The following is a 12,524-nucleotide window of genomic DNA, read 5'->3' as shown; positions in this document are numbered from 1 at the left end:
GAACCACCCCCGTCCGTCAGGCACCCCCTCCGCAACTGTGACGGCTGCGACACCGCCTTCCGCTCACCCGAACCCGGCGCCCGCTGCCGCAACTGCCGCGAACTCCGACCACCCGCCCTCACGGCCGTCTGAGGGAACGCCGCAGGCTCACCCCTGCGGGTGAATATCACCAACTGGGCCCAATCTGGGGCCTGTTGCCGCCTTACGCTCGTGGTGGCACTTGCCAAAGGCATGTGCTGTAGCAGCTTCCAGTAAACGTCCTCCGCCTTCTCCCACAGGGAACCCTCATGGTCAGCTCGCCCCACGAGGCGATGCACCGCATCTTCCAAGATCAGCCACGTCTCTTCTCCGGGGTGTCCGAGGTGCTCGGTGTCCCCTTCGCCCCTCCCACCTCGGTCACCGTCTTGCCGACCGACCTCACGGAGACCCAACCGCTCGAACGCCGCGTCGACACGTTGCTGCGGCTGGAGGCGGAGGGCGAGGAGCCACTTCTCCTCGCCGTCGAGGCCCAGGGCAACAAGGACCCGCACAAGCCCGCGAGCTGGGCGTACTACGTCTCGCACCTGCTCACGAAATACCGGCTGCAGCCGATGCTGCTGGTCGTCTGCCAGGACCGGGCGACCGCCGAGTGGGCAGCGCGTACGGTTACCTTCGGGCCTGCCCAGTGGCCCTTGCTCATCCTGCGCCCGCTGGTCGCGGGCCCGCACAACATGCCGGTGATCACCGACCCCGCCGAGGTCCACAAAGACCTCGCTCTCGCCACACTGTCGGCCATCACCCACGGCAAGAGCCCGGACATCGAGGCCATACTCAAAGCAATGACGGCCGTTCTGCAGGAGACTCCGGACGCCGTCAAGAACCCCGTCATCGAATTCATCTTTCAGGGCCTGGGCAAGCTGCCCGCCGCAGCACTGTGGAGGAAACTAGTGGCCGTGGACCTTTCTTTCTACAAGTCGCCCATCTTTGAAGAAGCCCGCGACGAAGGCCGAGCACAGGGCCGGGCCGAAGGTCAGGCCGAGGGTCGGGCCGAGGACATCCTGTTCATTTTGGAGCGACGCGGCATCGACGTCCCGGACGAGGCACGCGCACGCATCACCGCCTGCGACGACCTCGATGTCCTGCGCCACTGGCTCGACCGAGCCCTCACCGCTCTCTCAGCCGACGAGATCTTCGCGGATGGGTAGTCCCAGCACGCCAATGCACATTCCCGGAAAATACACGCTCAGCTCTGACGCGTTCCCACTTCCGTCGAGCCGTGTGCGGACTCCCCGGGGCCTCCTCCCGGTCTCCGGCGCGGACACCCTGACCGAGCTGCTCTCACAGCGTCTTGCCTCTGATCCGGCCACCCTGAAACTGTGGAGGGAACTGGTGATCAAACACCTCGCGTTCTTCTCGTCGCCGATCTCGGAAGAGATCCGGGAGGAAGGCCGAGCCCAGAGCCGCGCGGAGGACATCCTGCTTGTTCTGGAGCAGCGCGGTATCGACGTTCCCGATCAGGTCCGCGAGCAGATCACCAACTGCCGCAACACCACGATCCTGCGCCACTGGCTTCGGCACGCCGTCACCGCCCGACAGCCAAGGACGTCTTCACGGACGAGTAGCCACGAACCTAGACACCAACCCGACCGTGCCTCGCGTGAGCGCCTACATCGCTGCAGGCGTCGTCGAAGTCAGCACCCCGACCTTGTCGATGCGGTGTTCGGGGTTGCCCTTGTCGTCGCGCCAGAAGTTGCCGGCCGCGTCGTCCTCGGGGGTTGCGCAGGTGGAGATGGTGATCATGGCCTCGGTGGGCTGGCGGCCCGGGTGGCCCGGGACGGCGGCCCGTTGTTCGGCCAGGGAGCGTTCGGAGCGGAAGGATGTGCTTCTGGTGTCGGTGATCTCGTACTCGTAGGTCTTCCCGGCTGATGTGACGGTCACCGTGTCGCCCTCGTCGAGGGACGGGAGTTCGCGCAGGGGGCCGCCTGCGGAGAGGCGGTGGGCCGTGACCAGGTAGTTTCCGATCTCGCCGGGGCCTATGCCGCCGCGGCTGCCGTACGGGCTTGCGGCGACGCCCTCGTTCTGGATCCGTGTGCCGGGCCAGTCGTCGGTCGTGCCTTCGTATGGGACGACACGCAGGTCCTTGAGGCCGATCTCCGGGATCGTCAGCGAGGCCGGCTGGGTCCGGGTGCTGGGCTTGGAGGGAGTCGGGGTGGGAGAAGGGCCCTCGGGTGAGGGGTCGGCGGGGGTCGTCGCCCGCTCGGTCGTGGTGGAGGCTGTGCTCGGGGCGCGTGCGTCGGCGCCTGCGTCCGCATCCGCGCCGCCCGTGGAGCAGCCGACGAGCACGGCGACGACAGCGCCGGTGAGCGCGACGGAGAAAGCTCGGGAACGGGACATAGCACTCGGGACCGGTAGCCGGGACTCAACGACTCAACGACTCAACGACTCAACACAGAGAACAACGCCCAGAACGGACGAGGCGTTCCCCGCTCACGGCTCACGGCTCACGGTTCCCGGCCTTCGGCCCTCACCGCAGAAGGCCAGCAGAGAGCCAACGTGAAAAGCGTGAACACTCTCCGGGAGAGTGTTCACGCTTTTCGCAGCAGATACCCCGGCCGAGGGGACAAGCGCGAGGTCAGTAAAGATTCCTCAGCGAAGAACCCCCGCCCCCGCCGTCTTCAGCAGCTCCACCGGCAGGCTCTTCGCCGACGTCTGCAGCCCCGCCGTCAGCGTCGGCTTCCAGTTCACCGTCGTCTTGATCTTCTTCGACGACGCGGCGTTGTACGCGGCGACGATATTGGTCGACTTGCCGTTGACGAGGTTGCCGCTGCCCGCGACCGAGCCCGTGCCGTCTCCGCTCAGCAGCTTGGCGACCTTGCCTCCGGAGGGCACCGTCCAGGCGTTGTGCTCCGCGACCACCTGGGCCTCGGCGCGGGAGTCGAGGCTGTACTTGGGGGCGTAACCGTTGACGGTCGTCGTGTCGTAGAAGTTGTTGTAGAGGTGGATCTGGCCGATGCGGGCCAGCGGGGCGCGCTGGGTGATGCCCTTCCACACGTTGTGGTGGATGGTGACGCGCAGCTTGCCCTTGGTGTCGGAGTCGCTGCTGCCGATCAGCATCGTCTTGTCGTGGTTGGTGAACTGGTTCCGCTCCACGGTCACCAGGTCGGAGCCGTTGGTGATGTCCAGGGCGCCGTCATGGATCTGGTACTTGCGGCCGAAGTACGTCTTCAGCGCCTTGTCGAAGGTCGGCGCGTCCGTGAACGTGTTGTGGTCGGCCCAGACGTTCGTCGCGCCGCGCAGGGTCACCGAGTCGTAGTTCGAATTCCACTCGCCCGCCGAGCCGTCCGTCGGATCCCACTGCGGGAAGCAGTCCTCGGTGGCGGAGAAGGTGAGATTGCGGATGATGATGTTCTTCACGTCCTGCACCTGAAGGCTGCCGCCCTTGATGCCGGCCTTCGTGCCGGGGACGCCCACGATGGTGGTGTTGGCGGGCACCTTGAAGACGATGTTCTTCTTCTGCTTGGCCTCGGCGGCCTCGCGGGCGTTCTCCTGAGTGCCGGACGGCATCTTCTTGCCGTACGTCTTCGGGTCGTACGCCTTGAGATAGGCGGCGAGCGAGTAACCCGTACCGGCGGCGTAGTCGGCGCAGCTGCTGCCGCCGTTCGCGTCGATCGTGCCCTTCACCTTGATGATCTTCGGCGTGGAGTCGGTGCCCTTTCCCAGCACCTTCGCCAGCTGGGCGCGGGTGCTGACGGTGTAGACATGCTTGGAGTCGGCCTTCGCGCCGCCCGTCGTACCGGATCCGTTCGCCGCCCAGCCGTCCTTGGCGGGCAGCGACTGGCGGGCCGGCTCGACGGCGGGCGGGGTGGCGTTCGCGTTCATCACAAAGGGGACCGCGCCGAGCCCGGCGGCCGCCACGGCGGCGGCCGACACCAGCGCGGTGCGCCGTCGGCGATGGGACCGGCGGTGGGAAGTGGATGCCACGGATGAGTCCTTACGTGGTTCAGGTGCACGCGAAGCGGAACGTGCACGAGGTTCGCGGAGCCCCGCGTGAACGGAGCTCCTGACTCATCTGTGGTCACGGGCACAAGAAAGGTTGCCACCAAGTAGGTAAGGCAGGGCGGGAGTTGGCCTCAAGGAGCTCACCTCCAGCCGAAGCTCCCCCTCCGGTTCCTCCCATCTCCAGTCGCCCCGCTCTCGATCCCGTCACCGGAGTAGACGAGGTTCTCGATCGACTTCGAGGTGAATTACTCGCAAATGGCGGTGCGCCTACCTGGGTTGGAAAATCGCTCGCCCGTCAGCCGTACCGCAGGAGACCATGCGCCCATGCCCCACGCCGGACCACCGACCTCAGCCGTACGCGTGCCCGCACCGATCGCCGAACTGGCCGGAGACAGACCGCTGTTGCCCGTATGGCTGAACCAGTTGGGCGGCCTGACCTTCCGGATCGGCGACGACCACGACCAGGGGCGGCTGTTCGCCAAGTGGGCGCCGACGGGCTCCGGCCTGGACCTGCCCGCCGAGGTGGAACGGCTGTGCTGGGCCGGGGACTTCACGCCCGTACCTCGCGTCCGGGAGTACGGAGCCGATGCGGACGGAGCCTGGCTCGTCACGTACGCGCTGGTCGGCGAGAGCGCCGTCAGCCCCCGGTGGCAGGCGGATCCCGCCACGGCCGTACGAGCCTTGGGGGCGGGGCTGCGCGCCCTGCACGACCAACTGCCCGTGGCCGACTGCCCGTTCAGCTGGTCCGTCGAGCACCGTCTGGAGCGCGCCCGCCGGTCAGGCCTCGAAGTACCCTCTGACCTGCCCGAACCCCCGCCGGTCGACCGCCTCGTCGTCTGCCACGGCGACCCCTGCGCCCCGAACACCCTGCTGCACGAGGACGGTTCATGGTCGGGCCACGTGGACATGGGCTCCCTCGGCCTCGCCGACCGCTGGGCCGACCTGGCCGTCGCCACCTGGAGCACCGAGTGGAACTACGGCCCGGGCTGGGACGACACCCTCCTCGACGGGTACGGCATCGCTCCCGACCCGAGGCGGACGGAGTTCTACCGGCTTTTGTGGAGCGTTACGTGAGCTGGAGCGTGACCTGAGCTGGTGGCGAGATGACGGGCCCGGAACTCGGGGGCGGTTCCGGGCCCGTGGCGGGCGAGCCGTACGTCCGTCAGCCCGTGCCCGTGTTCGTCGCCTCCGGGTCCACGCCCACCGTGATGGTGCCGAGGACGCCCTTGGCGATGGCGCCCTTCCTGTACTTCAGCTTGAGCAGGCCGCCCGTGGTGCCGCTCTGGTCGTAGATCGTGTCCTCTTCGAGCGTCGTGCGCTCCGTCGTGGACGTCGAGTACGGCTCGACCTCGGCGGAGGCGAGCACGGACTCCTCGTCGAAGAAGAACTGGCCAGTGTGGCAGGTGTTGCCGCCCTCATAACCGGCGTCGGTCCACTCGCCGTTGACGTGCACCTTGGTGTGGATGTGGACACAGCGGCCCTGGTACCAGCCCGGGAAGATCGTCTTGAAGGTGACGAAGCCCTGCTTGTCCGTCCGCCAGGTGCCGCGCAGGTAGCGCTCGTCGTCGGTGGGCTCCTCATGGACGCCACCGCCGCCACCGCCCTCCGGCGGGGAGCCGGTCGGCGCGCCGGACGGCGCGTCGGACGGCGCGTCGGAGGGGGTGCCGCTGGGCGGCGTACCGCCACCGCCGCCGGTGGAGACGTCCTCGTAGCCGGAGTAGATGCCCAGCGCGTCGCAGTGCCAGATGTCGACGGCCGCGTTGCGGACCGGCTTGCAGCTCTCGGAGTCGATCACCTTGATGCGGAGGGTCAGCGGGATGCCCTCCTTGTCCTCGGTGATGTCGCGGCGGATCTTGTCCGCGTCGATGTAGTACGGGCCCTCGGTGGTCTCGGAGGTGAGCTTGTAGCACTCCTCCGCGGCACTGCCGGCGGCCGCCTTCGCGGTGGCGCCCTGGCCCGTGCTCCCCGTACTGGTCGTCTGGCCCGCGTTCGCGGTCGCGGCGACACCGCCGCCGACGCCCACCGCGGCCACGGCCGCGCCACCCGCCACGACGACCTTGCGCCGCGTCAAGTCCCGTTTGTGCTTCGGCTGTTGAGTCTTGTGAGTCTCGGTCCCAGTCATGGGCAGGACGTTAGGGACGGTGCCTGTCAGCGACATGGGCACGGACTGTGGGATTCCACGTGACTCTCACAGGTTGTACGTCCACGGGGTTCGCGGAGACGCGAAGTGGCCCGGAACCGGCGTCGGTTCCGGGCCACAAACGGCCACCGGACAGGATTACTTCGGCTGCGGCCTTACTTGGGCTGCGGCTTCCGGACCGAAAGGTGCAGCTCCCGCAGCCGGGCCTCCTCCAGCTCCGTCGGCGCGCCCATCATCAGGTCCTGGGCGTTGCCGTTGAGCGGGAAGGCGATCGTCTCGCGGATGTTGGGCTCGTCGGCCAGGAGCATCACGATCCGGTCGACGCCCGGCGCGATGCCGCCGTGCGGAGGGGCGCCGAAGCGGAACGCGCGGAGCATGCCCGCGAACTCGCGCTCCACCGTCTCCGCCTCATAGCCCGCGATACCGAAGGCCTTGAGCATGATGTCCGGCTCGTGGTTCCGGATCGCGCCGGAGGACAGCTCGACGCCGTTGCAGACGATGTCGTACTGCCAGGCCAGGACGTCGAGGGGGTCCTGGGTCTCCAGGGCTTCCATTCCGCCCTGCGGCATCGAGAAGGGGTTGTGGGAGAAGTCGATCTTCCCGGTCTCCTCGTCCTTCTCGAACATCGGGAAGTCGACGACCCAGCAGAAGCGGAAGACGTCCTCCTCGAAGTGGCCGGAGCGACGAGCGGCCTCTACGCGCACCGCGCCCATGATCTTCGAGACCTCGTCGAACTCGCCCGCGCCGAAGAACACCGCGTGACCGGCGGCGAGAGACAGCCGCTTGGTCAGCTCCGCGACGTTCTCCTCCGTCAGGAACTTCGCGATCGGGCCGGTCAGCGAGCCGTCCTCGGCGACCCGCACCCACGCCAAGCCCTTCGCGCCCTGCGAGACGGCATAGTCACCGAGCTGGTCGAAGAATTTGCGGGGCTGCGAGGACACGTCCGGCACCGGCAACGCCCGTACGTGCTTGCCCGCGAAGGCCTTGAACTCCGAGCCCTCGAAGATGTCGGTGATGTCGGCCAGCTCCAGCTGGGCCCGCAGGTCCGGCTTGTCGGAGCCGTACTTCAGCATCGCCTCGCGGAACGGGATCCGCGGGAAGGGGGAGGTGACATGGCGGCCGTTGCCGAACTCCTCGAACAGCTCCGTCATCAGCTGCTCGATCGGCCGGAACACGTCCTCCTGCTCGACGAAGGACATCTCCACGTCGAGCTGGTAGAACTCGCCCGGCGAACGGTCCGCGCGCGCGTCCTCGTCGCGGAAGCAGGGCGCGATCTGGAAGTAGCGGTCGAAGCCGGAGATCATCAGCAGCTGCTTGAACTGCTGCGGGGCTTGCGGCAGGGCGTAGAACCTGCCCGGGTGCAGGCGGGACGGGACGACGAAGTCGCGGGCGCCCTCGGGCGAGGTGGCGGTGAGGATCGGGGTCGCCAGCTCGTTGAAGCCGAGCGCCGTCATCTTGCTGCGGATCGCGGAGATGACCGCCGTACGCAGCATGATGTTGCGGTGCATGCGCTCGCGGCGCAGATCCAGGAAGCGGTACTCCAGTCGCCGCTCCTCGTTCACACCGTCCTCGGTGTTGATCGTGAAGGGCAGCGGGGCGGCGGCGCCGAGCAGTTCGACCTCGCTCACCTCGACCTCGACCTCGCCGGTCGGCAGGTCCGGGTTGATGTTCTCGGCGCCGCGCGAGACAACCTGGCCGTCGACGCGGACGGTCGACTCCTTGGAGAGCTTGTCCAGCGCCTCGTACGCGGCCGTGCCGGGGCGAGCGACCAGCTGCGTGATGCCGTAGTGATCGCGCAGATCGATGAAGAGGATGCCACCCAGGTCGCGCCGATTGTGCAGCCAGCCGCTCAGCCGGACGTCGCTGCCGACGTCAGAGGCGCGGAGCTCGCCGCAGGTGTGGGACCTGTACCGATGCATCGTCGTTCATCCAGCCTTCGCGGATCGGGGCTTGTGTCACAGCCTGTATGTCGGTCTGTGCGTCACGGTCTGTGTTTCACGTGAAACACAGGCCCAAGCGTACCGGGGAGCCAATGCCCGCCTCCCCACCATTACGGGCGGGTCACGACCATCACGGGCCGGTCACGGTCCGACCCCCTGAAGGGTGGCCTTTCTCCCTTTGGTGGCTTCTCACGATCACCTCTTCCTACAGTGGCCCAATGCGCACTGGTGAGCCCCTGCCCGCCGTGGGGGACGTCCTGGCCGCCCTCGCGACCGGCCTGTGGCGTTGGGACAACGCGGCCGAACTGGTCACTCTGGACGCCGAGGCCGCACGGCTGCTCGGACTGCCCGCTGAAGCGATCACGCTGACGGAGGCCGGCGCCCGCGCCCGCTTCCACCCGGTCGACTGGAACGAGGTCAAACCGGTCGTCCAGCTCGCCGCCTCCGAGGGCACCATCGCCGAACTCCGGATGCGGGTCATGGACGAGCAGGGACGCGTACTGCGTACGGTGCGCAGCCGCTCCAAGCCGTCGTACGACACTGAATCGCACTCCTACCAGCTGGTCGGCACCCTCCAGGAGGTCTCCGAGCCACCGCCGGGGGCCGCCTCCCGCACCCCCGTCACCGGTGACTGGCGCCGTTCCCGCGAGGCGTTCCTGCTGGACGCCGGGCGCGCACTGGCAGAGGCCCGGTCCACGGCGGAGGTGCTGCGGGTCGCGGCCGGCCTGTCGATGCCCGGCTTCTCACCGGACGGCCTGGCCGTGTACGGCACTCAGGGCGACCGTCTGACGCTCATCGGCCACCACGGGCACCAGTCCGACGACGAAGGACCGTCCTCCGCGATGTCCGTGGACACGGACCATCCGGCCGCGGAGGTCGTACGCACCGGCCGTGCCGTCTATCTCTCCTCCCCGAAGGACTACCGGAAACGCTTCCCCGCCTGGTGGCCGCTCGCCCAGGGTTTCGGCAGGCAGTCGTGGGCGTTTCTGCCGCTCGTCGTCGCGGGCCGCACGATAGGCGCGTGGATGGCGGCCTTCACCTACCGCGTCTCCTTCACACCCGACGAACGCTCCGTCCTCACCACCGTCGCCCGGATGCTCGCGCAGGCCCTCTCCCGTGCCGGCGCCGCCGAGTCCGAACGCGAACTGACCGACGGCCTCCAGCGCTCGATGCTGCCCAACCTGGGGCCGCAGATCCCCGGCATGACCGTGGCCGCACGGTACGTGCCCACCGGCGGCGGACTCCAGGTCGGCGGCGACTGGTACGACATGATCCCGCTCCCCGGGGGCACTTCCCGGACGCAGCCCGGCGGAGGCAGATTCGCGCTCGTCATCGGCGACGTCCAGGGCCATGACGTACGCGCCGCCGGGCTGATGGGCCAGCTGCGGATCGCGCTCAGGGCGTACGCCTCCGAAGGGCACCGCCCGGACGCCGTGCTGTCGCGCGCCTCCCGGTTTCTGTACGGGATGACGTCCGAGGAGGAGGCCGCCGACCTGCGCTTCGCGACCTGCCTGTACGTGGAGGTCGACCCCGCGACCGGCGTACTGGACATCGCCCGCGCCGGGCACCCGGACCCGGCGATACGGATGGCCGACGGGACCGTGCTGACCCGGCCGACCGCGGGCGGACTGCCGCTCGGCATCGACCCGGACGCGGACTATCCGACGACGCGGCTCGCCCTGGAACCCGGCGAGACCATGCTGATCTGCACCGACGGGCTCATCGAGACCGGCGGGCACGACCTCGACACCGGCTGGCTCCGGATCCGCAAGATCCTGGAGAGCCACGACGGCGAGACGAGCGACCTGGAGACGCTGGCCGACGCGCTGGTCCAGGCCGTGCACGGGCCCTCCTCGCACCACATGACCGGACCGCTGGTGGACCGCCGGGAGGACGACATCGCGGTCCTGCTGCTGTGCCGGCAGGGGGAGGGCTGCGGCTGCGGCGACCAGCCGGCGGCACGGACCTCCGTCCGCCGCACCGTGCTGACCGTGGCTCAGGCCGAGCCCGAGCGGGTCGCGGACGCACGCCGGCAGCTGAAGGAACTGCTCCACGACTGGTCCTCCGAGGACCAGATCGACTCGGCGGTGCTCCTGGTCTCGGAGATGGTCACGAACGTACTCGTACACACGGACGCCGAAGCGCTGCTCGTCGCCGAGATGACGGGCGAGGCGGGCTCCCGACGGATCCGGGTCGAGGTCACCGACTGCAGCGACGCCCTGCCGCACAAGCGTCAGCCCGGAGAACTGGCGTCCTCCGGGCGGGGCTTGATGCTCATGGAACTGCTCTCTGACGCCTGGGGAGTGGACCCGCGGGGCGAGGGCAAGAGCATCTGGTTCGAGCTCTACGAACCGGACGGCGCGGAACCGGACGGCGCAGAACCGTCCGGTTCCGAATCGGACGGCTCCGGAGAGGCCGAGACGATCATCGGCACGTGATCATCCGTACGTGATCAGAGGTACTGGCCGTCGTCGGCACCCTTGTCCGACCCCGGCCGTACCTTGACCGCGACGACGTTGGAGCAGTTGACCAACAGGGTCCCACTGTCGACGCCGTCACGGCCGTTCAGCTCGAAGCGCAGGGTGCGCTCCTGCTCCAGCGCCTCGGTGACACTGTCTTCCGCCGACTCCAGCGACTCGAAGTCCCGGCTCCTGACGGCCAGCGGCTCCCCGACGACGGGGTGGAACACGAGGTGGATTTCCGGATTCTCCTGTGCCATACCCGCCGTCCTTCCGTTCCGCGTCCCGTCCCTCAGAGACCGCCCTCGGACATCCCGTGCACGGCCGGAATCGTACCCAGTCGTCCCTTCTGGAAGTCCTCGAATGCCTGCTGCAGCTCCTCGCGGGTGTTCATCACGAACGGCCCGTAGTGCGCCATCGGCTCACGGATGGGCTGCCCGCCGAGGAGGACAACCTCCAGGTCAGGCGTGTGCGAGTCCTGCTTCTCGTCCGCGCGGACGGTCAGCGAGGAGCCGGCGCCGAAGACCGCGGTCTGGCCCAGGTGGATCGGGCGGCGCTCCGCGCCCACGGCTCCCTTGCCCGCCAGTACGTACGCGAGGCCGTTGAAGTCCTCTCGCCAAGGCAGGGTGATCTCGGCGCCCGGCGCCAGCGTCGCGTGCACCATCGTGATCGGCGTGTGCGTGATGCCGGGCCCTTGGTGACCGTCCAGCTCACCGGCGATCACGCGCAGCAGCGCGCCGCCGTCGGGGGTGCTGAGAAGCTGCACCTGACCACCACGGATGTCCTGGTACCGCGGGGACATCATCTTGTCCTTGGCCGGGAGGTTCACCCACAGCTGGAGACCGTGGAAGAGACCGCCGGACATGACGAGCGACTCCGGGGGCGCCTCGATGTGGAGCAGGCCTGAACCGGCCGTCATCCACTGGGTGTCACCGTTGGTGATGGTGCCGCCGCCGCCCTGGCTGTCCTGGTGGTCGAAGATCCCGTCGATGATGTACGTGACGGTCTCGAAGCCGCGGTGGGGGTGCCAGGGGGTGCCCTTCGGCTCCCCGGGCGCGTACTCCACCTCGCCCATCTGGTCCATCATGATGAACGGGTCGAGGTACTTGTAATTGATCCCCGCGAACGCGCGGCGGACCGGGAAACCCTCGCCCTCGAACCCACTCGGCGCGCTGGTCACCGCCAGCACCGGGCGGGCCACGGCCTCGGCCGACGCCACCACACGGGGCAGGGTCAGCGGGTTCTCAACGGTCACTGCAGGCATGTCGGTACCTCCTTGTGCTCCGAGTTTAGTTGACTATTGAACTTCCTGCTACCCGGAACAGAGAACGCCCGGAGGGAATTCCCTCCGGGCGCCGGGCCGTGTCGGGGCACGTCAGCCGTCTGCGAAGCAATGGCGTCTAGCCATACATTCGGCGCATCGCGAAGTCGACCATCTGCTCGACCGCCTTCGCGTCGAAGACCATACGGTGCTCGCCCTCCATGTCGAGGACGAAGCCGTAGCCGGTGGGGAGCAGGTCGATCACCTCGGCACCGGTGATCACGAAGTACTTGGACTCCTTGCCGGCGTAACGGCGCAGCTCCTTGAGCGAGGTGAACATCGGGATCACGGGCTGCTGGGTGTTGTGCAGCGCGAGGAAGCCGGGGTTGTCGCCGCGCGGGCAGTAGACCTTGGACGTGGCGAAGACCTGCTGAAAGTCCTCGGCGGAGATCGCCCCCGTGGTGAACGCGCGCACCGCGTCCGCGAGCGAGGGCGGCGACGGCTCGGGGTACAGCGGGCCGCTCTGCGGCCCGTACCCTCCGGGCTGGGGCGGCGGCTGCGGTTGCGCATACTGCTGCTGGCCGGGGCCCGCGGTCTGGTCGTAGCCGTACATGGGGGCCAGAGTATCCGCCCTCCGCCTCCGGCGGTTTCCAACCCCCACAAACCCACCCCACCCGAACCCGGAGGGTTAGCTCACACTTGGGCCGCTAGGGGTTGATTCTTATTACCCACGGGTAGCATCATCG

Annotated in this window: 11 protein-coding genes; 3 read left to right on the top strand and 8 right to left on the bottom strand. The window is 68.3% G+C overall.

All coding sequences use genetic code 11. From position 1 onward, the window contains the following. The first annotated feature begins 287 nt into the window (after positions 1-287). Positions 288-1,184 carry an RpnC/YadD family protein gene (locus tag G6048_RS08935; RefSeq protein ID WP_206341348.1) on the top strand — a complete coding sequence of 299 codons (897 nt, stop codon included), beginning with the start codon at positions 288-290 and terminating at the stop codon, positions 1,182-1,184. 133 nt (positions 1,185-1,317) lie between these two features. On the opposite strand, the gene G6048_RS08930 is transcribed toward G6048_RS08935, so the two are convergent. The 3 genes from G6048_RS08930 to G6048_RS08920 all read right to left on the bottom strand — a co-directional run bounded on the left by G6048_RS08930 (position 1,318) and on the right by G6048_RS08920 (position 3,960). Beyond that, a complete protein-coding gene (locus G6048_RS08930) occupies positions 1,318-1,557 on the bottom strand; it encodes a hypothetical protein (RefSeq protein ID WP_165338914.1) in 240 nt (79 codons plus the stop codon). 87 nt (positions 1,558-1,644) lie between these two features. Beyond that, the gene (locus G6048_RS08925; protein WP_206341347.1) at positions 1,645-2,373 is read right to left on the bottom strand and encodes a class E sortase; all 729 of its coding nucleotides are present in this window, start codon (positions 2,371-2,373) and stop codon (positions 1,645-1,647) included. A 252-nt stretch (positions 2,374-2,625) separates the two neighbouring features. Further along, on the bottom strand, positions 2,626-3,960 hold the full coding sequence (locus tag G6048_RS08920; RefSeq protein WP_165338913.1) for a pectate lyase family protein: 1,335 nt from the start codon (positions 3,958-3,960) through the stop codon (positions 2,626-2,628). A gap of 342 nt (positions 3,961-4,302) precedes the next feature. On the opposite strand from G6048_RS08920, the gene G6048_RS08915 reads away from it, so the two are divergent. Continuing rightward, positions 4,303-5,052: an aminoglycoside 3'-phosphotransferase gene (locus tag G6048_RS08915; RefSeq protein WP_165338912.1), complete on the top strand. Its 750-nt coding sequence runs from the start codon at positions 4,303-4,305 to the stop codon at positions 5,050-5,052. Positions 5,053-5,140: 88 nt separating this feature from the next. Here G6048_RS08915 and G6048_RS08910 read toward each other — a convergent pair whose 3' ends face one another. Together G6048_RS08910 and aspS are read right to left on the bottom strand one after the other, a co-directional pair. Beyond that, the gene (locus G6048_RS08910) at positions 5,141-6,100 is read right to left on the bottom strand and encodes an intradiol ring-cleavage dioxygenase (RefSeq protein WP_165338911.1); all 960 of its coding nucleotides are present in this window, start codon (positions 6,098-6,100) and stop codon (positions 5,141-5,143) included. Positions 6,101-6,273: 173 nt separating this feature from the next. Continuing rightward, complete coding sequence (aspS, locus tag G6048_RS08905; RefSeq protein ID WP_165338910.1) at positions 6,274-8,037, bottom strand: aspartate--tRNA ligase; 1,764 nt, start codon at positions 8,035-8,037, stop codon at positions 6,274-6,276. Positions 8,038-8,276: 239 nt separating this feature from the next. Here aspS and G6048_RS08900 point away from each other — a divergent pair, with 239 nt between their 5' ends. Continuing rightward, positions 8,277-10,496, top strand: coding sequence for a SpoIIE family protein phosphatase (locus G6048_RS08900; RefSeq protein WP_165338909.1), 2,220 nt, complete (start codon positions 8,277-8,279; stop codon positions 10,494-10,496). Positions 10,497-10,510: 14 nt separating this feature from the next. Here the strand turns inward: G6048_RS08900 and G6048_RS08895 are convergent, their stop codons facing one another. The 3 genes from G6048_RS08895 to G6048_RS08885 all read right to left on the bottom strand — a co-directional run bounded on the left by G6048_RS08895 (position 10,511) and on the right by G6048_RS08885 (position 12,391). Further along, entirely contained in the window at positions 10,511-10,777 is a 267-nt protein-coding gene (locus tag G6048_RS08895; RefSeq protein ID WP_165338908.1) for a hypothetical protein, read from the bottom strand. A 32-nt stretch (positions 10,778-10,809) separates the two neighbouring features. Beyond that, positions 10,810-11,781 carry a pirin family protein gene (locus G6048_RS08890; RefSeq protein ID WP_165338907.1) on the bottom strand — a complete coding sequence of 324 codons (972 nt, stop codon included), beginning with the start codon at positions 11,779-11,781 and terminating at the stop codon, positions 10,810-10,812. 136 nt (positions 11,782-11,917) lie between these two features. Then, positions 11,918-12,391 (bottom strand): SseB family protein, encoded by a 474-nt coding sequence (locus tag G6048_RS08885; RefSeq protein ID WP_165338906.1) that lies wholly within the window; start codon positions 12,389-12,391, stop codon positions 11,918-11,920. Between the last annotated feature and the right edge of the window lie 133 nt (positions 12,392-12,524).

This window comes from Streptomyces ureilyticus (assembly GCF_011045025.1).
In the GTDB taxonomy this organism is placed as follows: Bacteria; Actinomycetota; Actinomycetes; order Streptomycetales; family Streptomycetaceae; genus Streptomyces; species Streptomyces ureilyticus.
This window is presented reverse-complemented; position numbering and strand designations above follow the sequence as displayed.

Bases quoted from the DNA above. Each gene is read 5' to 3' on its own strand.
- G6048_RS08935 (WP_206341348.1), top strand. From the start codon at position 288: ATGGTCAGCTCGCCCCACGAGGCGATGCACCGCATCTTCCAAGATCAG.
- G6048_RS08925 (WP_206341347.1), bottom strand. From the start codon at position 2,373: ATGTCCCGTTCCCGAGCTTTCTCCGTCGCGCTCACCGGCGCTGTCGTC.
- G6048_RS08915 (WP_165338912.1), top strand. From the start codon at position 4,303: ATGCCCCACGCCGGACCACCGACCTCAGCCGTACGCGTGCCCGCACCG.
- G6048_RS08910 (WP_165338911.1), bottom strand. From the start codon at position 6,100: ATGACTGGGACCGAGACTCACAAGACTCAACAGCCGAAGCACAAACGG.
- aspS (WP_165338910.1), bottom strand. From the start codon at position 8,037: ATGCATCGGTACAGGTCCCACACCTGCGGCGAGCTCCGCGCCTCTGAC.
- G6048_RS08900 (WP_165338909.1), top strand. From the start codon at position 8,277: ATGCGCACTGGTGAGCCCCTGCCCGCCGTGGGGGACGTCCTGGCCGCC.
- G6048_RS08895 (WP_165338908.1), bottom strand. From the start codon at position 10,777: ATGGCACAGGAGAATCCGGAAATCCACCTCGTGTTCCACCCCGTCGTC.
- G6048_RS08890 (WP_165338907.1), bottom strand. From the start codon at position 11,781: ATGCCTGCAGTGACCGTTGAGAACCCGCTGACCCTGCCCCGTGTGGTG.
- G6048_RS08885 (WP_165338906.1), bottom strand. From the start codon at position 12,391: ATGTACGGCTACGACCAGACCGCGGGCCCCGGCCAGCAGCAGTATGCG.